This is a genomic window from Mesorhizobium sp. J428 (assembly GCF_024699925.1).
GTDB lineage: Bacteria > Pseudomonadota > Alphaproteobacteria > Rhizobiales > Rhizobiaceae > Mesorhizobium_A.
The window spans coordinates 4124079-4142321 of the sequence record NZ_JAJOMX010000001.1 but is presented as its reverse complement, the minus strand read 5'-3'; the positions used below and the strand labels follow the sequence as shown (position 1 = coordinate 4142321).

The 18243-nt window shown below is 66.5% G+C and carries 17 protein-coding genes and 1 pseudogene; 11 read left to right on the top strand and 7 right to left on the bottom strand.

What is annotated here, in order from left to right; translation table 11 throughout:
• Window positions 1-22: 22 nt before the first annotated feature.
• The 4 genes from LRS09_RS20775 to LRS09_RS20760 all read right to left on the bottom strand — a co-directional run bounded on the left by LRS09_RS20775 (window position 23) and on the right by LRS09_RS20760 (window position 4843).
• Window positions 23-1180 carry an acyl-CoA dehydrogenase family protein gene (locus tag LRS09_RS20775; protein WP_257808794.1) on the bottom strand — a complete coding sequence of 386 codons (1158 nt, stop codon included), beginning with the start codon at window positions 1178-1180 and terminating at the stop codon, window positions 23-25.
• Window positions 1180-1956 (bottom strand): enoyl-CoA hydratase/isomerase family protein, encoded by a 777-nt coding sequence (locus tag LRS09_RS20770; RefSeq protein WP_257808793.1) that lies wholly within the window; start codon window positions 1954-1956, stop codon window positions 1180-1182. Before LRS09_RS20770 ends, LRS09_RS20775 begins: the two co-directional genes overlap by 1 nt.
• A 17-nt stretch (window positions 1957-1973) precedes the next feature.
• Entirely contained in the window at window positions 1974-3104 is a 1131-nt protein-coding gene (locus tag LRS09_RS20765) for an acyl-CoA dehydrogenase family protein (RefSeq protein ID WP_257808791.1), read from the bottom strand.
• Between the two features lie 107 nt (window positions 3105-3211).
• A complete protein-coding gene (locus LRS09_RS20760) occupies window positions 3212-4843 on the bottom strand; it encodes a long-chain-fatty-acid--CoA ligase (protein WP_257808790.1) in 1632 nt (543 codons plus the stop codon).
• A gap of 210 nt (window positions 4844-5053) precedes the next feature.
• Here LRS09_RS20760 and LRS09_RS20755 point away from each other — a divergent pair, with 210 nt between their 5' ends.
• From LRS09_RS20755 to LRS09_RS20710, 10 genes and pseudogenes are all read left to right on the top strand, one after another.
• Window positions 5054-6262 (top strand): NADH:flavin oxidoreductase/NADH oxidase, encoded by a 1209-nt coding sequence (locus LRS09_RS20755; RefSeq protein ID WP_257808789.1) that lies wholly within the window; start codon window positions 5054-5056, stop codon window positions 6260-6262.
• A 73-nt stretch (window positions 6263-6335) separates the two neighbouring features.
• Window positions 6336-7166, top strand: a complete 831-nt coding sequence (locus LRS09_RS20750; protein ID WP_257808788.1) for an AraC family transcriptional regulator — start codon at window positions 6336-6338, stop codon at window positions 7164-7166.
• Window positions 7167-7413: 247 nt separating this feature from the next.
• A complete protein-coding gene (locus LRS09_RS20745) occupies window positions 7414-7857 on the top strand; it encodes an SRPBCC family protein (protein ID WP_257808786.1) in 444 nt (147 codons plus the stop codon).
• Between the two features lie 20 nt (window positions 7858-7877).
• Window positions 7878-8677: pseudogene (locus LRS09_RS20740) on the top strand (xanthine dehydrogenase family protein subunit M).
• A 48-nt stretch (window positions 8678-8725) separates the two neighbouring features.
• The gene (locus LRS09_RS20735; RefSeq protein ID WP_257808785.1) at window positions 8726-9208 is read left to right on the top strand and encodes a (2Fe-2S)-binding protein; all 483 of its coding nucleotides are present in this window, start codon (window positions 8726-8728) and stop codon (window positions 9206-9208) included.
• Between the two features lie 10 nt (window positions 9209-9218).
• Window positions 9219-10586, top strand: coding sequence for a xanthine dehydrogenase family protein molybdopterin-binding subunit (locus tag LRS09_RS20730; RefSeq protein WP_257808783.1), 1368 nt, complete (start codon window positions 9219-9221; stop codon window positions 10584-10586).
• Window position 10587: 1 nt separating this feature from the next.
• Entirely contained in the window at window positions 10588-11595 is a 1008-nt protein-coding gene (locus LRS09_RS20725; protein WP_257808781.1) for a xanthine dehydrogenase family protein molybdopterin-binding subunit, read from the top strand.
• A gap of 40 nt (window positions 11596-11635) precedes the next feature.
• The gene (locus LRS09_RS20720) at window positions 11636-12508 is read left to right on the top strand and encodes a MoxR family ATPase (protein WP_257808779.1); all 873 of its coding nucleotides are present in this window, start codon (window positions 11636-11638) and stop codon (window positions 12506-12508) included.
• Window positions 12505-13626, top strand: a complete 1122-nt coding sequence (locus tag LRS09_RS20715) for a VWA domain-containing protein (protein WP_257808778.1) — start codon at window positions 12505-12507, stop codon at window positions 13624-13626. The genes LRS09_RS20720 and LRS09_RS20715 overlap by 4 nt, the downstream gene beginning before the upstream one ends.
• A complete protein-coding gene (locus tag LRS09_RS20710) occupies window positions 13623-14513 on the top strand; it encodes an amidohydrolase (protein ID WP_257808776.1) in 891 nt (296 codons plus the stop codon). Before LRS09_RS20715 ends, LRS09_RS20710 begins: the two co-directional genes overlap by 4 nt.
• 18 nt (window positions 14514-14531) lie before the next feature.
• On the opposite strand, the gene LRS09_RS20705 is transcribed toward LRS09_RS20710, so the two are convergent.
• Both LRS09_RS20705 and LRS09_RS20700 read right to left on the bottom strand, forming a co-directional pair.
• Window positions 14532-15404 carry an NAD(P)-dependent oxidoreductase gene (locus LRS09_RS20705; RefSeq protein WP_257808774.1) on the bottom strand — a complete coding sequence of 291 codons (873 nt, stop codon included), beginning with the start codon at window positions 15402-15404 and terminating at the stop codon, window positions 14532-14534.
• 224 nt (window positions 15405-15628) lie between these two features.
• A complete protein-coding gene (locus LRS09_RS20700; protein WP_374684867.1) occupies window positions 15629-16099 on the bottom strand; it encodes a hypothetical protein in 471 nt (156 codons plus the stop codon).
• A gap of 164 nt (window positions 16100-16263) precedes the next feature.
• Between LRS09_RS20700 and LRS09_RS20695 the strand changes: the two genes are divergently transcribed.
• Window positions 16264-16800, top strand: a complete 537-nt coding sequence (locus LRS09_RS20695; RefSeq protein ID WP_257808771.1) for a MarR family winged helix-turn-helix transcriptional regulator — start codon at window positions 16264-16266, stop codon at window positions 16798-16800.
• A gap of 78 nt (window positions 16801-16878) precedes the next feature.
• Here LRS09_RS20695 and LRS09_RS20690 read toward each other — a convergent pair whose 3' ends face one another.
• Window positions 16879-17805 carry a GGDEF domain-containing protein gene (locus LRS09_RS20690; RefSeq protein WP_257808770.1) on the bottom strand — a complete coding sequence of 309 codons (927 nt, stop codon included), beginning with the start codon at window positions 17803-17805 and terminating at the stop codon, window positions 16879-16881.
• Window positions 17806-18243: the final 438 nt, after the last annotated feature.

Sequence of the window (18243 nt, the reverse complement as noted above, 5' to 3'; positions counted from 1 at the left end):
CGGACCGCCCACACGTCGAGGCCTAGCTCGGCAGGCCGAGCACAGCCTTGGCAAGGATGTTCTTCTGGATCTCGTTGGAGCCGCCGAAGATGGCCGGCGCACGCGAATCCAGGAACAGGTTCATCGCATCGACCTCGTCGTTTCCGGCTTCGATGTCGTCGAAATAGCGGGCATCCTCGCCGGCCAGCAACAACATCTCCTCCGTGATCCGCTGATAGAGCTCGGTCGTGAAGATCTTGAGCAGGGACACGTCCGCGCCAAGCTCTCCCCCCTCGCGCAGCACCTTGGCGAAACGCTCGAAGGCGGAACCGAGATCATACAGGTCCAGCCGGTGCTTCGCATAGCGGGAGCGGAAGGCCGGATCCTCGAAAGCGCCGCGGGCGCGGGCGAGCTTGTCCAGCCGCTCCATCGCGATCTCGGGACGCGTCGGCGCGCCGAGGAAGATGCGCTCGTGGCCGAGCACCGACTTCGCAACGTTCCAGCCCTGGTCCACTTCGCCGACCAAGTTCCCGACCGGAACGCGGACATTGTCGAAGAAGACTTCGCAGAAGTCCGTCTCGCCGCGCAGATTGGCGATCGGGCGGACCTTCACGCCTGGCGTCGTCATGTCGATCAGAAGGACGGTGATGCCCTTCTGACGCACCTTCTCGTCACGCGAGGTGCGCACCAGCGCAAAGATCCAGTTGGCGCAATGCGCCAGCGTGGTCCAGATCTTCTGGCCGTTGACGACGAAGTGGTCGCCGTCGCGCACGGCCGCGGTGCGCAGGCTCGCGAGGTCCGAACCGGAATTCGGCTCCGAGTAGCCCTGGCACCAGACGTGCTCGCCGGACAGGATCTTGGGCAGATAGTAGTTCTTCTGCTCTTCCGTGCCGAAGGCGAGCAGCAGCGGGCCGATCAGGCCGAGACCATGGTCGGGGATGCGCGGGCAGCCGAGGCGCCCCCACTCCTCGACATAGATCATGTGCTTGGCCGGATTCAGCCCCATGCCGCCATATTCGACCGGCCAGACCGGCGACAGCCAGCCTTCTTCGTTCAGCGCATGGTACCAGACGGCAACCTCGTCGAAGAGAGGCCGCTGCTTGCGCATGAAGCGCAGTTCGGGAGGAAGACGACGCTCGACCAGGTCGCGGAAAGCGGCCCGGAAGTCGTCGTCCGACATCGCATTCCAGTCGGTCGCCATCAGATCGTGTCCTTGAACACCGCCGGGCGCTTCTCGATGAAGGCGCGCATGGCCTCCTTGGAGTCCTCGTGACGGGTCATCTCGTTGGTGAGGTTCTGCTCGAACCGATAGCCCTCGCGCAGCGGCATAGAGCCGACCGTGTTGATGGCGCGCTTGGCGAGCGACAGCGCCTTCGGGCTCTTGGAGGCGATGTTGCGGGCGAGCTTCATCGCCTCTTCCATCAGGTCCTCGAGCGGCACGCAGGCCTCGATGATGCCGCGGCGGTAAGCCTCGGCGGCCGGCACGCGGTAGCCGGTGAGCACCATGCGGCGGGCAAGCGACTTCGGGAAGATGGTGGTGATGTGGCTGACGCCGCCCATCAGGCCGATGTCGATCTCCGGCAGGCCGAACACGGCGTTCTCGGACGCCACGATGATGTCGGCGGCGATGACCGGGCCCATGCCGGCACCGAGCGCGGGACCGTTGACGGCGGCGATGACCGGCCGGTTCTGTTCCATGATCGAGTTGGAAACCTCGCGGGCGCGGCGCATATGACGGTAGGTCTCGCCCTTGATGTCGCCGATGGCCTGGCGGTTCTTGATGTCGGCGCCGGCGGAGAAGATCTTCTCGCGGCCGGTGATGACGATGCAGCGCACTTCGGGCGTATCGTTCAGCTCGTCGAAGGTCTCGATCATCTCCTCGGAGAAGTCACGCGAGTAGGCGTTGACCGGAGGGCTGTCCATCTTCACGAGCGCGATGTGGTCGGCGATGTCGACCTTGATCAGATTGTTACGCATTGCATTTCCTCCCGCAGTCAGGCCGCGCGTTCTACTTCGACGAATTCCAGGCGCATCGCCTCGGGCTGACCGAGCGTCGCGCTGAGCGCGATGGCGCGCTTCAGGTAGAGGCCGATGTCGTGCTCATCGGTGAAGCCCATGGCGCCGTGCAGGTGCACCGCGCGGCGGCAGATCGAGGTCGCCGCGTCGCCGCAGCGCGCCTTTGCCGCGAGCACGGCCATGGCCGCTTCTTTCGCATCGTCTTCCGACTGGCGCACGACCGCGTTGACGACCGAGGCGCAGGCGAATTCCGCATCGCTCCACATCTCGACCATGCGGTGCTGCACCGCCTGGAAGCTCGCGATCGGCTTGCCGAACTGGATGCGGTCCTTGGTGTAGGCGATCGTCATCTCGATGGCCTTGCTGGCGATGCCCGCGAGCTCCGCCGCGATGGCGATCCGCGCATTGGTCACGGCGGCTTCCACGAGCGCAGCAACACTCGGGCCACGGCCGATCACGCGACTTGCCGCGACGCGGCAGCGCTCGAAGTGCAAGCGGCCGATGGCTGCGCCGTCGACGCCTGCCTTCTCCGACGCCGAGAGGCCTGATGCATTCGCAGGCACGGACACCACAAGCGCCTCGCTGCCGGCATCCACCACGACCAGAAAATCAGTCGCAGAGCTCGCGCCGTCGACGAAGTGGCGATCGCCGGTGAGCACGACGCCATCGGCGTCCACGGCCGCCTTGAGCGGCGCGCCATGCACATGCTGCGACGGGTCCTGCCAGGCCGGAGAGACGAAGAGCTCGCCGGAGACAAGACCGGCCGCGAGACGGTCGCGCTCGGCGGAAGCCGGCGCGTCGCGCAGAAGGGTGGAGGCGAAGACCGCGCCCGCGCCGACCGGCTCGGAAATCAGCGCCCGGCCCAGGGACTCCGAGAGCACGGCCTGTTCGGCGAGGCCGAGACCCGCACCGCCGAGATCCTCGGGCAGCAGCAGGCCGGTCCAGCCGGCTTCAGCCATGGAGTTCCAGAGATCGCGGTCGACATCGCCCGACCTGGCACGCTTGGCGCGCAGGGATGCTGCTCCCGGCTGACGCGACGCCAGCGTCGCCACGCTGTCGCGCAGCATCGCAAGCGTGCCATCGGGATCGTCGAAAACTGTCTGCGGCATCATTCCTCCCGGATGGGGCCGTGCTGTCGCGCAAAGGCTAGGCGATCAGGCGGCGTGGCACAATCACTGCATCGATGTGCAGCATACTTTCACGGATGTGAATCGAGTCAGGCGGGCAGCGCGTGATTCCTGAACTGGTCGCGCAGCTTCGTCTTGAGGAGCTTGCCGGTCGCGGTGTGGGGCAGCTCGTCGACGAAGGCGACGTCGTCGGGCAGCCACCATTTGGCGACGCGGGTGGACAGGAAGTCGAGCAGCTCTTCGCGCGAGGCCTCAACGCCGGGCTTGCGGACGACGATGAGAAGCGGGCGTTCCTGCCACTTCGGATGCGGCAGGCCGATCACCGCGGCCTCCTGCACCGCGGGATGGCCTACCGCCGCGTTCTCAAGGTCGATCGAGGAAATCCACTCGCCGCCGGACTTGATCACGTCCTTGGAACGGTCGGTGAGCTGAACGTAGCCCTCGGCATCGATCTTGGCGACGTCGCCGGTGGCGAACCAACCTTCGGCGTCGAGGACATTGCCGCCCTCGCCCTTGAAGTAGCCCTTGGTAACCCAGGGGCCGCGCACCTTGAGATCGCCAGAGACAGAGCCGTCCATCGGCAGGTCGGAACCGTCCTCGCCGGTGATCTTGATGTCGATGCCGTAGACCGGCCTGCCCTGCTTGGCCTGGATGTCGATCTGGTTGTCCACCGGCAGGTTCTCGTGCGCCGGCAGCAGGTTTCCGATCGTCGCGACCGGGCTCGTCTCGCTCATGCCCCAGGCATGCAGGACGAAGACGCCGTGGTCGCGGCGGAAACGCTCGATGATCGCACGCGGGGCAGCGGAGCCGCCCACCACCACGCGCTCGAGCTTGAGCTTCGACACGTCAAGGCCCGGCGTGTCGTCGATATGCTTGAAGAAGCCGAGCCAGACGGTCGGGACGCCGAGCGAGAAGGTGCATTCCTCCTTCACCGCGAGTTCGAACAGGCTCTTGCCGTCGAGCTTCGGCCCGGGCAGCACGAGCTTCGCGCCGCACATGGCGGAGGCATAGGGGATGCCCCAGGCGTTGACATGGAACAGCGGCACGACGAGCAGCACGCTGTCGGCGCGGCCGAGCTTGAAGCCGTCCGTCGTGCAGACCATGAAGGAATGCAGGATGGTGGAGCGGTGCGAATAGAGCACACCCTTCGGGTTGCCCGTGGTGCCCGAGGTGTAGCAGAGCGCGGACGCCTGGCGCTCGTCGAAGACCGGCCAGGAGATGGCGTCGCTTTCGACGTCCAGCAGGTCCTCGTAGGCGACCACGCCGTCGACCTCCTTCGGGAGGTGGTCGGTATCGGTCAGCGCCACGAAGCGCTCGACGGTCGAGAACTTCGGCTTCAGCTCCGAGACGAGGCCGGCGAAGGTGATGTCGAAGAACAGGACGCGGTTCTCGGCATGATTGACGATGTAGTCGATCTGCTCGGGGAAAAGACGCGGATTGACCGTGTTCAGCACGGCGCCGATGCCGGAGACGGCGAAATAGAGCTCCATATGCCGGTGCGTGTTCCAGGCGAGCGAGGCGACGCGGTCGCCCGGCTTGATGCCCATGCGCAGCAGCGCGTTGGCGAGTTTCGCAGCGCGGGCACGCAGGCTGGAATAGGTCAGGCGCGCCGTCGGGCCTTCGCAGGTGCGGCTGACGATCTCGGAATGGGGATGGAATCGCGCCGCATGTTCGATGAGCGACGAGATCAGCAGCGGCTGGTCCTGCATCAGGCCAAACATGGGGTTTCCTCCTGCGCGACCGCTGTCCCCGGACGGGTCGCGGCATCTTGCGGCGGAAAATCCCGGCGGAAGGCTGTGGAGTCAATTCAAACTCGGATGAGTAAGAGAGTTTCATATCCTTGAAAGTCGGACATGCGCGCGGCGGCCGTTTGCATGCAGGCGGAGGCTCGGGGAAAAGGGCGTTTGGAGCGACATCGGGAGGAGACCGGAGTGAGCGCGCTGTTTTCCCAAGGCAGACTGGGCGGCCTCGACCTCGACAACCGCATCGTCGTCTCGCCGATGTGCCAATACAGCGGCGAGCGCGGCGTCGCGCAGCCCTGGCACCTGATCCACATCGGCAACCTGATGATGTCGGGCGCGGGACTCGTGATCATGGAGGCCACCTCCGTCGAGGCAGCCGGCCTCGGGACCCATGGCTGCCTCGGCCTCTACACCGACGAGCAGGAGCAAGCGCTCGGATCTCTCGTCGCGCAGGCGCGCAACCTCTCCTCCGCCAGGCTCGGCATCCAGTTGACCCACACCGGCCGCAAGGCCGCGACGCGCACAATCCCCGAGCGCTGGCGCGGCGAACCATTGCCGCCGGAGGAAGGCGCGTGGAAGCCGGTAGCCCCCTCCCCCATCGCCTATGACGCCGGCTGGCAGGAGCCGGAAGAACTGACCGACGAAGGCATCCGGAGCATCATCGAGGCCTTCGCGGATGCGGCCGTGCGGGCCGATCGCGCGGGGTTCGACCTGGTCGAGATCCACGGCGCGCACGGCTATCTGATCCACTCCTTCCTGTCGCCAATCACCAATCGGCGTACCGACGGCTGGGGCGGGTCGACGGACAGGCGCAACCGCTTCGCGATCGAGATCGTGCGTGCGGTGCGCGCCGTCTGGCCACGCAGCAAGGCGCTGGGCTTCCGGATGAACAGCACCGACTGGACCCCGGAAGGCTCGACGCTGGACGACGCGGTCGACCTGGCGAAGGCGCTGGAAGCGCAAGGGCTGGACTATGTCGTGATGTCGTCTGGCAACATCAGGCCCGGCATCGCGATCCCGCCGGCGACGCCGGGTCACCAGGTTCCGTTCGCAACCGCGATCAAGAGGAGAACCGGGCTTGCGGCGATGGCGGTGGGAATGATCGCCAAGCCCGAACAGGCCGAGGCGATCATCGCTTCCGACGAGGCCGACTTCGTGGCGCTTGCGCGGCCGATGCTCGACAATCCGCGCTGGGGTCTGCATGCGGCGGCGGCACTTGGGGCCGACATCCGTTACCCGCCGCAATATATCCGCGCCCGGCCGAACAACTGGCTGGGCTTCGGCTTCGTCCATCCCGACGCCAAGCCGCCGGCGACGACGCTGCAGCTCGACCGGCCAAAGAGCGTGTCGTCGTGGGACAGGCCGGCGGCGCCGGAAAAGCCTTCCACGGCCGCTTGACGCGCGCCGAGTTGAGGACAAAGATTTCCGAAGACGGGGCAAAACGACAGAACAAGCGCCCCGGGAGGAAACGATGGCCACCTCGATCCGGCTCTTCAAGGGCGCGTTCGGGCATGTGTCTGTGCTGAACGTCGAAAGCGATTTCGTCACCCATGCGCATCCCGAAGCGCATATCATCGTCTGGATCGAGGGCGCTGCCGGGCGCATGACCATCGGCGACGGCGCGGTGCATCTGGGTGCGGCGACGGCGGCGGCGATCAACCCGCTCGAACCGCACAGCCACGACCTCGCCTGCGAGGGCCGACCCGGCCTGTTCCTCGCGTTCTACATCGACCCGGCCTGGGCGCGGCTGCGGCGGGGACTGTCGTCCGGCGCGCCGCTCTTTGTCGAGCCGACCATTCCGCTGGAGCCCTGGCTGCACCGCGCCGCCGCATCCCTGCTCGACCAGCTCTGCGACGACTACGGGCTGGACGACCTGGCGCCCTATGAGATCGAACGGCTGATCGACAGCCTGTTCGACGCCGCGGACGAGGCGCATCCGCGCCGGCTGCGCGGCCTGGCGGCGAACGCCATGCTCGACCACCGCATCCGAAAGGCGATCGAGCTGATGAAGGGCAATGTCTGCGAGCGGATGAGCCTGGACGACGTTGCGCGCGAGGTCGGCCTGTCGCGGCCGCATTTCTTCGCCCTGTTCAAGGAGCAGACCTCGCTGACCCCCAACGTCTACTGGAACACGCTGAGGATGGACGAGGCCTTGCGGCAGCTGCGCTCGACACAGGAGCCGCTGATCTCCGTCGCCTGCCAGCTCGGCTTCACCACGGCGGGAAACTTCTCGCGCTTCTTCCGCGACCATGCCGGCGTGCCGCCGACGCTATACCGCGAGGCGGCGCGGGCCGGCCTCTGAGAGACTGCTTGGAAACTCTACTCTGGCGGCCATCTGATGGCGTTTTCTGCGCTTCCGGTGCTCACGGACCCAAATGTCCGCTGCGCTCCGGTTCTCGAGAACGCCACCATCTGAGTCGCCAGAGCGAGTTTCGAAACAGTCTCTGAACGATTTTCAGACGGATCGATAAGCCGACAAGACTCCTTGATAAGCGCGGCCTCCGAAGACGCCCTAGCCTGACCTCATCCAACCCGCGAGGCAGGCGAACATGGCATCGGTCACCATCTCCAGCGTCATCGACGCTCCCATCGAAAAGGTCTGGGCGCGCGTCCGCGACTTCAACGGGCTGCCCTCCTGGCATCCACGCATGGTCGAGAGCGAGATCGAGGACGGCAAGAAGGCGACCGACATCGGCTGCGTCCGCAAGTTCAAGGTGGCGTCGGGGGCGACCATCCGCGAAAAGCTCATCGCCTTCTCCGACACCGACCACCTGACCACCTATTCGATCATCGAGCACCCTGCCCCGATCTCGAACCACACGGCGACGCTGAAGCTGGAACGCGTGACGGACGGGGACCGTGCCTTCGCGGTCTGGACAAGTACGTTCGACGCGCCGGCCGACAAGGGCGACGAGATCGCCAAGGGGATGGGCGACAACGTCTTCCAGGGCGGCTTCAACGCGCTGAAGGCCCATTTCTCCGGGCAGGCCTGAGCTCGAACCAGGAGGCCGCCATGGGACTGACCCTGCAGAGCTTCCCCTCCGTCGCCGACGCTGCCGCAGCACTCGACGCTGTCGACGCACGCTATCTCGGCGGCGGCACGCTCGCGGTGCGGGCGAACAACGAGGGCGACGTGTCCTTCTCGAAACTGGTGCGCGTCACCGACCCGACGCTGGCCGCGATCTTGGTCGAAGGCGGGCGGGTCCGGCTCGGCGCATCGGTGACGATGGCAGCCATCGCGCGCCATCCGGATCTCGCGACGATTGCGGCGGCGGCGCGCGCGGTCGGAGGGCCCGCCGTCCGCAACATGGCGACGGTGGGCGGCAACCTTTTCGCTGCCGCGCCCTATGGCGACTTCGCCGTGGCGCTGTTGGCGCTCGACGCGACCGTGCATTTTTCCGATGGCGACCAGCCGATCGAAGCCTTCCTGGCAGGGCGGGATATGCTGCCGCGCGGGCGCATCGTGACCGGGGTGAGTTTCGCCCTGCCGGCGGCCGGAGCGTTCCGCTTCAAGAAGGTCTCGCGGGTGAAGCCCAAGGGCGTCTCCGTGCTCAGCATCGCGGCGGTCATCGAGGAGGATGGCGGCGTGATCAGTTCGGCGCGGATCGCGCTCGGCTGCATGGCCGACAGGCCGATGCGCGCGAGGGCGGCGGAGGCAGCGCTGTCGGGCAAGGCGCGGACCGCCGAGGGCATCGCCGCTGCATTGACGGTCGCCACCGACGGCACCTCGCCGATCACCGACGCCATCGCCAGTGGCTGGTGCACCGGGCGGAAGTCCTGCCCGTGCATCTCGGGCGCCTTCTCCTGGAGTAACGCGGACCCGGAACACCCGACGCAGCCAGAGCCACGCAGGGAGGAAACATGGTGAAGGTACCAGTCCAGCTCACGCTCAACGGCACAGAGCGCGCGGAGTTCATCGACAGCGGGCTGACGCTGCTGAACGCCTTGCGCGACCGGTTCGGGGACACCTCGCCCAAGGGCGGCTGCCACCAGGGCACCTGCGGCGCCTGCTCGGTCATCGTCGACGGCGACCTGAAACTCTCCTGCCTGACGCTGGCCGAAACCTGCAACGGCGCGCACATCGAGACCACTGCGGGGCTTGCCAGCGACGGGATCCTGCATCCGCTGCAGCGCGCCTTCCTCGACGGTTTCGCAGCCCAATGCGGCTTCTGCACCCCGGGCATGATCATGGCCGCCAAGGCGCTGCTCGCCCGCGTGCCGAACCCGACCCGCGAGGACGTGGTCGAGGCGATCTCCGGCAACATCTGCCGCTGCACCGGCTACGAACCGATCATCCAGGCGATCCTCTCGGCCGCACGGTCGAACTCGCAGAACGCGGCCTGAGGAGGGTCTGATGGAACTGCGCAAGAGCTACTTCGCCGACGAGCGCAAGGACGACCTGAACGAGATCGGCCAGTCGCTGCAGCGGTCCGACGTGCCCAACCACGTGACCGGCATGACCGCGTTCTTCGCCGACCGGACCTTTCCGAATCTCCTGCACCTCAAGATGGTGCGCAGCCCGCACCATCATGCGCGCATCCGCGGCATCGACCTGTCGGAGGCGGAGAAGCATCCGGGCGTGGTGCGCATCCTCACCGCCAAGGACGTGCCGCAGAACCTCTACACGATCCTGATCCTGATCCAGGTCGGCCCGCCGGACGAGCACGTGCTGGCCGAGGGCAAGGTGCGCTGGAAGGGCGAGGCTGTGGTGGCGGTGCTGGCCGACAGCGAGCGGGCAGCCAACGAGGCGGCGGCCAAGGTCAAGGTCGACTACGAGGTGCTGCCGGCCGTCTTCGACATGCTGGAGGCGCTGAAGCCGGACGCGCCGCTGGTCAACGAACATCACGGCCAGAACTACTACCGGTACGACAGCGGCGCTTCGCGCAAGGTGCGCTTCGGCGACGTCGAGAAAGGGTTCGCGGAAGCCGACTTCGTGCTCGGGGAGACCTACCATTCCTCGCCGATCGAGCAGGCGCCGACGGAGACGACCGGCTGCATCGTCGCGCCCGAGGGCAACGACCGCTTCACCTGCTACACCAATACCCAGGCGATGTTCTTCACGCTCGACAATGCCTCGATCATCCTGCAGATGCCCGGCCACAAGCTGCACATGGTGGGCGGAACGGCGGGCGGCGGCTTTGGCGGCAAGGTCGACGTGACGGTCGAGCCGATCGCGATCCTGGCGGCGCGGCTGACCGGCCGTCCGGTGTCGTTCATCTACAGCCGCGAGGAGGAGATGCAGATCTCCTCGCCGCGCGCGGCGGAGACGATCACGATCAAGGACGGGGTGATGAAGGACGGGCGGATCATCGCCCGCCAGGTCACCGGCTACACCGATGCGGGCGCCTATTCGCGCCACTCGCCCTATGGCGCGCAGAAGGGGGCGGCGCACTATCCCGGCCCGTATACGATCCCGAACGTCTGGGTGGACACCTACTGCGTCTACACCAACCGGACGCCCTCCTCGGCCATGCGCGGCTTCGGCGTCACCATCGCCGACTTCGCGCTCGAAGTGCAGATGGACAAGCTGGCGCGGCTGATCGGCATGGACCCGCTCGAGTTCCGCTTCATCAACGCCTACCGCGACGGCGACATGAAGGCGCATCGCCAGCCGACGGAGGGGGCAGCCCTTGTCGAGTGCATGCAGGAAGCCTCGATCGCCGCCGGCTGGCCGGTGGCGGAGCGGTTCATGAAGATGTCGTCGAAACGCAGGGAGGCCTGAGATGGCGCTGAGACGCGGACGCGGCGTCGCCGCGATCAACTATCCGACCGGCATGAACCTCGGCGGCGACCCGAGCCAGGCGCTGGTGCATTCGACGCCGACCGGCGCCTTCATGGTGACCCTGTCCTCCGTCGACCTCGGCCAGGGGTTGCGGCAGGTGATGGCGCAGATCTGCGCCGAGACGATCGGCATCCCGACCGAGCAGGTGACGATCGACACCGCCGACACCGACACCGGTCCGCACTGCATGGGCACCTTCGCCTCGCGCGGTACGCACCGAATCGGCAACGCGGTGGCGCAAGCCGCGCGCGAGGCGCGGCAGGTGATGCTGGAAGTGGCGGCCGAGGCGCTGGAGGTGGATGCGGGCGACCTCGACACCGACGGCAAGGGCATGATCCACGTCAAGGGCGCGCCGCAGAAGTCGATCTCGGTGTTCGACACGGCGCTTGCGGCACATTTCAAATATGGCCGCTCGATTTCCGGGCGCGGCATGTTCCTTGTGCCGCGCTCCTTCCCCGAGACAGAGACCGGCGCGATGAAGCCGGCGACCTGCTACGCACATGCCTGCACGGTGGTCGATGTCGAGGTCGACGACGAGACCGGCGAGGTCGACGTCGTCTCGGTGAAGAACGTCTTCGAGGTCGGCCGCGCGCTCAATCCGCGCATTGTCGAGCAGCAACTCGTCGGCGGCTCCTGGATGGGCATCAGCCACGCGCTCTACGAGACGACGGAGCCCTACTATCCGGCGCGCGAGCACGGCGGGCGCGACTTCAATGAATATCTGATGCCGGGACCGGGAAACCTCGCCGAGACCGAGACGATCGTGCTGGAGCGGCCGGCGGCGGACGGACCTTATGGGGCGAAGGGCGTCGGCGAGATGTGCGCCAATCCGCAGATTCCGGCGGTGGCGAACGCCGTGTTCGACGCGGTCGGCGTGCGGATCGATTCGCTGCCGATCACGCCGGAAAAGATTTTGCGCGCGCTCAAAGCGCAGCGGGCGGCGGCGTAACGACGATGGAACTGCTTCCGTCCGCTGGCAGGTCCGGCGCATGAACGGCGCCGACTCCATCGCCTCCCCGGAAGCGGTCGCCGCGATGCTCAAGGGCGCGGACTACATCGCTGACGACGGCCTCTCCACGGCGATCTTCCTCGCGATCCGGCTCGGCAAGCCGCTGCTGCTCGAAGGCGCGCCGGGCGTCGGCAAGACGGAGGCCGCGAAGGCGATCGCCGCGGCGCTCGGACGCGAGGTGGTGCGGCTGCAGTGCTACGAGGGCATCGACGCCGCGCATGCGCTCTACGAGTGGAACTACCAGCGCCAGTTGCTTGCGATCCGGCAGGCGGGCGAGCGCGAGGTCGACATCTACGACGACCGTTTCCTCATCGACCGGCCGCTGATGCAGGTGCTGCGCGCGCCGGAGCGCCGCGTGCTGCTGGTCGACGAGATCGACCGTTCCGACCATGAGTTCGAGGCGCTCTTGCTGGAGTTCCTGTCCGACTTCCAGATCACCATCCCCGAGCGCGGCACGATCGCTGCTGCGACGCGGCCCGTGGTGATCCTGACCTCCAACCGCACGCGCGAGCTCGCCGAGGCGCTGCGGCGGCGCTGCGTCTACCACTGGATCGGCTATCCCGACGCGGCGCGCGAGGCGGAGATCATCATGCTGCGGGCCGGCGACGTCGCGCGGGAGACCGCGAGGGCAGTTGCAAACGCGGTGCGCGACATCCGCCGCCAGCCGCTCGCCAAGCCGCCCGGCATCGCCGAGGCGGTCGAGTGGGCGAATGCGGCGACGATGCTGGAAAAGTCCGGCAGTCCGTGGCCGGAAGCCTTCCGCCGCGCGATCGGCGTCGTGGTCAAGGATGAGGAGGACCTCGCCTGCCTCGCGCCCGAGCTCGATGCGATACTCGAGGAGGCGCTGGCATGAACGCCCTGCCCCGCGCCGCCCGCCCTTTTCCCGGCTTCGCCCGCCTCCTGCGCAGCTTCGGCTTCAGGATCGCGCCGGAGCAGGCCGAGGCCTTCATGCGCTCGATCACGCTGCTCGGGCCGCGCACGATCGACGACATCCGTCTCGCGGCGCTTGCAACCTTCGCCATCGATCCGGACCGGCGCGACGAGTTCGAGGTGCTGTTCCGCGCCTATTTTCACGGCGAGCAGAGCCTTGTCGCCGACGGCGACGACGAAGAGACGGAGGTCAAGGACGATCGCGGCCATCTCGAACAGACAGTGGCGGCACCCAGGCTGGAGGCGAGCGGCGCGCTCGCGTCCACGATCGACCGGGCCGGGACACGCAGCTTCCAGCGCGACGGAGACATGCTGGCGGAGCTGTGCCGCCAGCTCGCCGCCGCGCTGCCGAAGCGTCGCTCCTTCCGGTCGCAGCGGATGAACTCCGGCGGGGCGACCGACCTGCGCCGCGCGCTCAGGCTGATCGTGCGCGCCGACGGCGACGTGCCGGATCCTCCGCTGCGGCGGCGCAAGGTCGTTGCACGTCCGCTGGTGCTTCTGATCGACGTCTCCGGATCGATGAAACTGCATACGACCGACTATCTCGGCGTGGCGCATGCTGCCGTCCAGGCGGCAGACCGGGCCGAAATCTTCACCTTCGGCACCCGGCTCACCCGCATCACGCCCGCGCTGCGCGTCCGCGACCGCGCGCAGGCATTGGCGAAGGCGGCCGCGCTCGTCGACGACTGGGACGGCGGCACGCGGATCGGGCCGTCGCTTGCCGCCTTCCTTTCGGTGCCGCGCTACGCGGCCATGGCGCGGGGCGCATCCGTCGTGGTCCTTTCCGACGGGCTGGAGCGCGGCGGGCATGCCGAGATGGAGACCGCGTTCCGGCGGCTGTCGGCGAGCGCGTGCAGGTTGGCGCTGGCGACGCCGCTCGCGGGCGATCCGCGCTTTCGCCCGGAGACCGCGGCGCTGAAGGCGATCCTTCCCTGGCTGGACGATCTGGTGGACGGATCGTCGGTCGAGGCGCTGTCCGGCTTTCTTCTCTCGCTCGCCCGCCCCGCCCCCGACGCGGCGACACTCTGGAGGGCCTCATGACGCAGAGGATCATCGATTCCCACTTCCACGTCTGGCGGCAGGCAGACCAGCCCTGGCTGGTGGGGCCGATGGTGCCGCGCATCTTCGGGCCGCATGAGCCGATCCGCCGCGACTATCCGATGAGCGAATATCTCGCGGACCGCGCGGGCACCGGCGTCGAGAAGGCGGTCTATGTCCAGACCAACTGGGCGAAAGAGGATTTCGAGAAGGAGGCGGCCTGGCTGCAGGAGACCGCCGACGCGACCGGCTGGCCGCACGCCATCGTCGCCTATGCCGACATGACGGTGGACGACGTGCGCCCGCAGCTCGACCGGCTGAAAGCCTATCCGCGCGTGCGCGGCGTGCGCATGCAGTTGCACTGGCACGAGACCCCGCAGTTCCGCTTCGCCGCTTCGGCCGACCAGGTGATCGACGCGACCGTGCGGCGCAACGTGGCGCGGCTGAAGGACTATGGCTTCTCCTTCGACCTGCAGCTCTTCCCCGGCCAGATGCGCGACGGCGCGGTGCTGGTCGGCGAGAACCCCGGGATCGATTTCATCCTCACCCACACCGGCATGCTGGTCGATCATGAGGCGAAGACGGTGAACCCGTGGGAAGCAGGCCTTGCCGCCATGGCGGGCTTCGACAATTTCTCCGCCAAACTGTCCGGCCTCGGCACCTTCGTCCACCGCAACGATCCGGACCTGATCGCCTTCATCGTCGCGCGCGCCAACGCCATCCTCGGCAGCCAGCGACTGATGTTCGGTTCCAACTTCCCGATCGAGAAGCTGTGGACCAACTACCCGTCGCTTGTCGCCGCACATATCGCGGCCGCGGCGAAGCTTCCGCCGCAGGACCGGGAGAACATCTTCTGGAAGACGGCGGAACGGGTATATCGGCCGGTTTGACCGGCGCAGGCCGAGATGTCAGCCTTGCAGCAGCCTGATCGTTTCCGGCACGAACGCCTCGCCCTCGCCGCGGCCGACCAGGCCTTCGAGCGTTCGCGAGACGCCTTGGGCGACGAGATCCGCCGCGCCCAGGTCTTCCGCGAGCCGACGATAATAGGACAGGTCCTTGGCGGCATTGGCGATCGAAAAGCGCAGCTGCGCCGTCTCGCCGCTCGCGATGTAGGGACGCAGCCGCTCCAGCGCGACCCCGCCGCCGCCGCCCTTGGCGAGGCATTCGACCAGCGCGTCCATCGACACGCCGCCCTTGCCGGCGCAGGCCACGGCCTCGGCGATCAGCGTCACCGAGCCGAGCGAGACGAAATTGTGCAGGAGCTTGAGCTGGTGGCCGGTGCCGACCCCGCCGGCCTCGAAGATGTTCTCCGCAAAGGCCGAGAGCAGCGGCCTGACCCGCGCCACAGTTGCGGGGTCACCGCCGACGAGCAAGTTCAGCCTGCCCTCCTCCGCCTCCTTCGGCGTGCGGGTCATGGCGGCATCGACGAAATGCGCGCCCTTCTCCGCCACCTTGGCGGCAAGCGACACGGTCGAGGTGGGGTTGGCCGTCGAGCAGTCGATCACGACCATGCCGGGGCGCAGCGCCTCCAGCACCCGCCCGCTGCCCAGGAGCACGTCCTCGACCTGCGGCGTGCCGGTCACGCACAGGACGAGGATGTCGCTCGCGCCGGCAAGCTCCGCCGCCGTGTCGCAGCCCTGCGCGCCCGCGCGGTCGAGATCGTCCGTCGGCTGGTTGCCGGGATGGCGCAGGTAGCGCAGGCTCCAGCCCTTCAGCGCGATGTTCTTCGCGATCCCGTGGCCCATCAGACCCACGCCGATCATGCCGACCCGTTCATTCATCCGCAGTTCCTCGTTTCACGCAGCATCCCAACTGCTGCCGAGACGCCGTGGAAGGTTTGACCGAGCCTCGCGCAGCAGGCAAGACCCAGTCGCCCGACCGCATGGGCACAGGTACGTTGCCGTGGAAGAGGGTGGCCGCACCGTTGCCAGCCATCGGTTGTCGAAATGTGACGGAGTGCATGGTGCGGTGGATCGAATCCTTGCCTCTTCGGCAGGCGACGTTCCTAAGATCCGGCCGCAGCGTACTGTCCGAGCGCGACAAAGAGCAGAGCGACCGCAAGGAACTCGAGAGGAAGCCGCAGACGGCTCAACCTGATCCATTTTCTCGCCGCCCGGGACGTCGTGTCGGAATCGCCTACCGATCCCGCTTCGAACCGAATCGCCATTGGGATGAAATATGCAAACGACCAGATGCGGACGACGAGATGCGCGGCGAACGCGCACCATACCCAAAAGCAAACCGTGGGAAGGGACCACGTCGACCAGATGGCGGCGAGCAGTCCCAGCTCGAACAGCCCGTGGACAGGTCCCCAGAAAAGCTTTCGATTGATTCCTCCGCGGTCGGGCTGGATCATGGCCGGCATCTTCGGCCATGCCTTGTCGACCAGAAGGGTCTCGTAGAAGCCGCCGCCCAAACCTACGGTGCCGGCAATTGCGGGAGCCATGATTGAATAGAAGGCCGCGGGTTCGAACAATTTGTCCATCCCATGTGAGAACGGTTGCGGAGCATGACGATGCCTGCCGCACGCTATGCCTTCCCCGGCGAGCGTTCGCGCCGCGAACTGCACAGGGCGCTGGTCCTGCCTGCTTCGATCCGCTATCTTGATAACTACAATATCTTAATTATCGAGATACTTGAATGTCAAGAGACACTCTACACCGAGAACTCACCGACGCGATCAGACGAGCGAGCGCGCAATCGCTGCTCGTCAGCCAGGCCGTCGCGGCACAGGTCAAACTGAACACTACGGATATGGAATGCCTGGACATTCTTGAGATGCGGGGACGGGCGAGCGCAGGCGAGCTTGCGCAGTGGACCGGCCTGACGAGCGGCGCGGTGACGGCGCTCCTGGATCGGCTCGAGCAGGCCGGCTTCATACAACGCCTACCCGATCCCACAGATCGCAGGCGCGTGCTGGCGGCACCGCAGGCCGAAAAGATGCGCGAATTGTTTCGGATCTACGCTCCGCTTCAGGAAAAAATGGAAGCCCTCTACGAAGACTACGACGAGGAGCAGTTGGAACTCATCATCGGTTTCATGAACAAGGCGCATGCCGTTTCAGTCGATTTTGTCGGCGCCCTCAAGAAACCGGAGCCTGGATTTCCCGGACCGCGGAATGTGACGGCCGAGAACATCAGATCCGGCGCCGAACCAACAGCCGAACAAAGGGAATAGGCAGCGGGACCTGCGAACGGCTGCGAGCTGGAAGTGAGCTAAGGGAACGTGCCCGGCTCCGGCGCGCACGGCGAGCACTCAGGAGCCGGTAGCCTTCTTCGCTCTCGTTCGAACGGTCCTCAGACGGGGATGATGCATTCGAATGGCGTCCCGGCCGTCGTTCTTGGCTTCGTATAGCGCGAGGTCCGCGCGGCTCAGGACGGTGCTGAGATCGTCCTGATAGCCGCAATTGTAGATCCCGAAGCTTGCGGTGGCGAGCGGGAGGTCCTGGCCCTGGAGCGTTTTTGAAAGATCCTTCTGGAACGACACGGTGATCTCGTGCGCCCGGTCGGCGCCCTCGCCGGCGAGCAGTACGGCGAATTCCTCTCCCCCGATGCGTCCAACGACGGCATCCGGAGGCATCGTCTCCATGAGAGTTCGGCCGAATGCGCGGATCACCGCGTCGCCCGTCGCGTGGCCGAGCGTGTCGTTGATCTGCTTGAAACGATCGATGTCGGCGACGATCATCGTCAGACGCAGCGTCGAACGGTCGGGCGCCTGGAGGAGGTGCAGCGACTGCTCCTCGAAGCCACGGCGGTTGAGGCAGCCCGAGAGCTTGTCGAGACGGGCCTCCAGCTTGAGCTCCTTCATCAGGACGACTGCCAGGCCGACGAGCAGCGACAAGGCGGCGAACACGGCCAGGATGGGGGAGCCGAGACGCGTGGTGTTCCAGTAGATCGAATTGTGAAGCGCGTTCTGGTCCGCGTAGAAATTGCCTTCCCACATCACCTGCAGGGGACGCCAGGAAAAGTTGAGGAGCGCGAGGGTCGAGACCGCGATGGCGAGGGACCTGCCCCATCCCCGCGATCGCGAGCGGAAGGTGGCGATCAGCGTCACCAGGGACATCACGGCATGCGAGACGTTCATCACATGGATGCGGGCGGTCAGGTCGTTGTCGGCATAGAGCCACCACAGGATGGCGCCGACCGTCGCGAGAGCAGTGAGGCCGAGTGCTAGCAATGGCACCTTGCCGCCCGCCGTCTCGATGACCGCGACGCAGATCAGTGTTACGGCCGACAGAAATGCCAGGTTCGTGAACAGGTTCGAAAGCCGGGATAGGCATCGCAGGGACGATGTCCTGAAGCACGAACGCCACGGCGAACGCGAAGAGCCCGATCGCAGCCGTCCGCATGGCGTCCGCGCTCGGCCGATGATACCAGATGATCAACATCGCCGAAGCCAGGATGCAGGCGATGGCCGGATTGAGCAGCAGGACATAGACATTCGTCGACACGAAGCACCTCCGAACGGCCCGTTTTACGGGACCTGTTGCTTGCTCCCCGCTAACCGTCGACGCGGCTTTTTAGTCAAATTTTAAGCGTGATGCCCGCGGTGCATCTACATCCGCCGGGGCGCCAAGACAATGACCGGCCTCGCCGCACCGTAAATCTGACATTGACAGCC

Excerpts from the sequence above, each read along its gene's own strand:
- LRS09_RS20775 (WP_257808794.1), bottom strand. The coding sequence starts at position 1,180 with ATGGCGACCGACTGGAATGCGATGTCGGACGACGACTTCCGGGCCGCT.
- LRS09_RS20770 (WP_257808793.1), bottom strand. The coding sequence starts at position 1,956 with ATGCGTAACAATCTGATCAAGGTCGACATCGCCGACCACATCGCGCTC.
- LRS09_RS20765 (WP_257808791.1), bottom strand. The coding sequence starts at position 3,104 with ATGCCGCAGACAGTTTTCGACGATCCCGATGGCACGCTTGCGATGCTG.
- LRS09_RS20760 (WP_257808790.1), bottom strand. The coding sequence starts at position 4,843 with ATGTTTGGCCTGATGCAGGACCAGCCGCTGCTGATCTCGTCGCTCATC.
- LRS09_RS20750 (WP_257808788.1), top strand. The coding sequence starts at position 6,336 with ATGGCCACCTCGATCCGGCTCTTCAAGGGCGCGTTCGGGCATGTGTCT.
- LRS09_RS20745 (WP_257808786.1), top strand. The coding sequence starts at position 7,414 with ATGGCATCGGTCACCATCTCCAGCGTCATCGACGCTCCCATCGAAAAG.
- LRS09_RS20735 (WP_257808785.1), top strand. The coding sequence starts at position 8,726 with ATGGTGAAGGTACCAGTCCAGCTCACGCTCAACGGCACAGAGCGCGCG.
- LRS09_RS20730 (WP_257808783.1), top strand. The coding sequence starts at position 9,219 with ATGGAACTGCGCAAGAGCTACTTCGCCGACGAGCGCAAGGACGACCTG.
- LRS09_RS20725 (WP_257808781.1), top strand. The coding sequence starts at position 10,588 with ATGGCGCTGAGACGCGGACGCGGCGTCGCCGCGATCAACTATCCGACC.
- LRS09_RS20720 (WP_257808779.1), top strand. The coding sequence starts at position 11,636 with ATGAACGGCGCCGACTCCATCGCCTCCCCGGAAGCGGTCGCCGCGATG.
- LRS09_RS20715 (WP_257808778.1), top strand. The coding sequence starts at position 12,505 with ATGAACGCCCTGCCCCGCGCCGCCCGCCCTTTTCCCGGCTTCGCCCGC.
- LRS09_RS20710 (WP_257808776.1), top strand. The coding sequence starts at position 13,623 with ATGACGCAGAGGATCATCGATTCCCACTTCCACGTCTGGCGGCAGGCA.
- LRS09_RS20705 (WP_257808774.1), bottom strand. The coding sequence starts at position 15,404 with ATGAATGAACGGGTCGGCATGATCGGCGTGGGTCTGATGGGCCACGGG.
- LRS09_RS20695 (WP_257808771.1), top strand. The coding sequence starts at position 16,264 with ATGTCAAGAGACACTCTACACCGAGAACTCACCGACGCGATCAGACGA.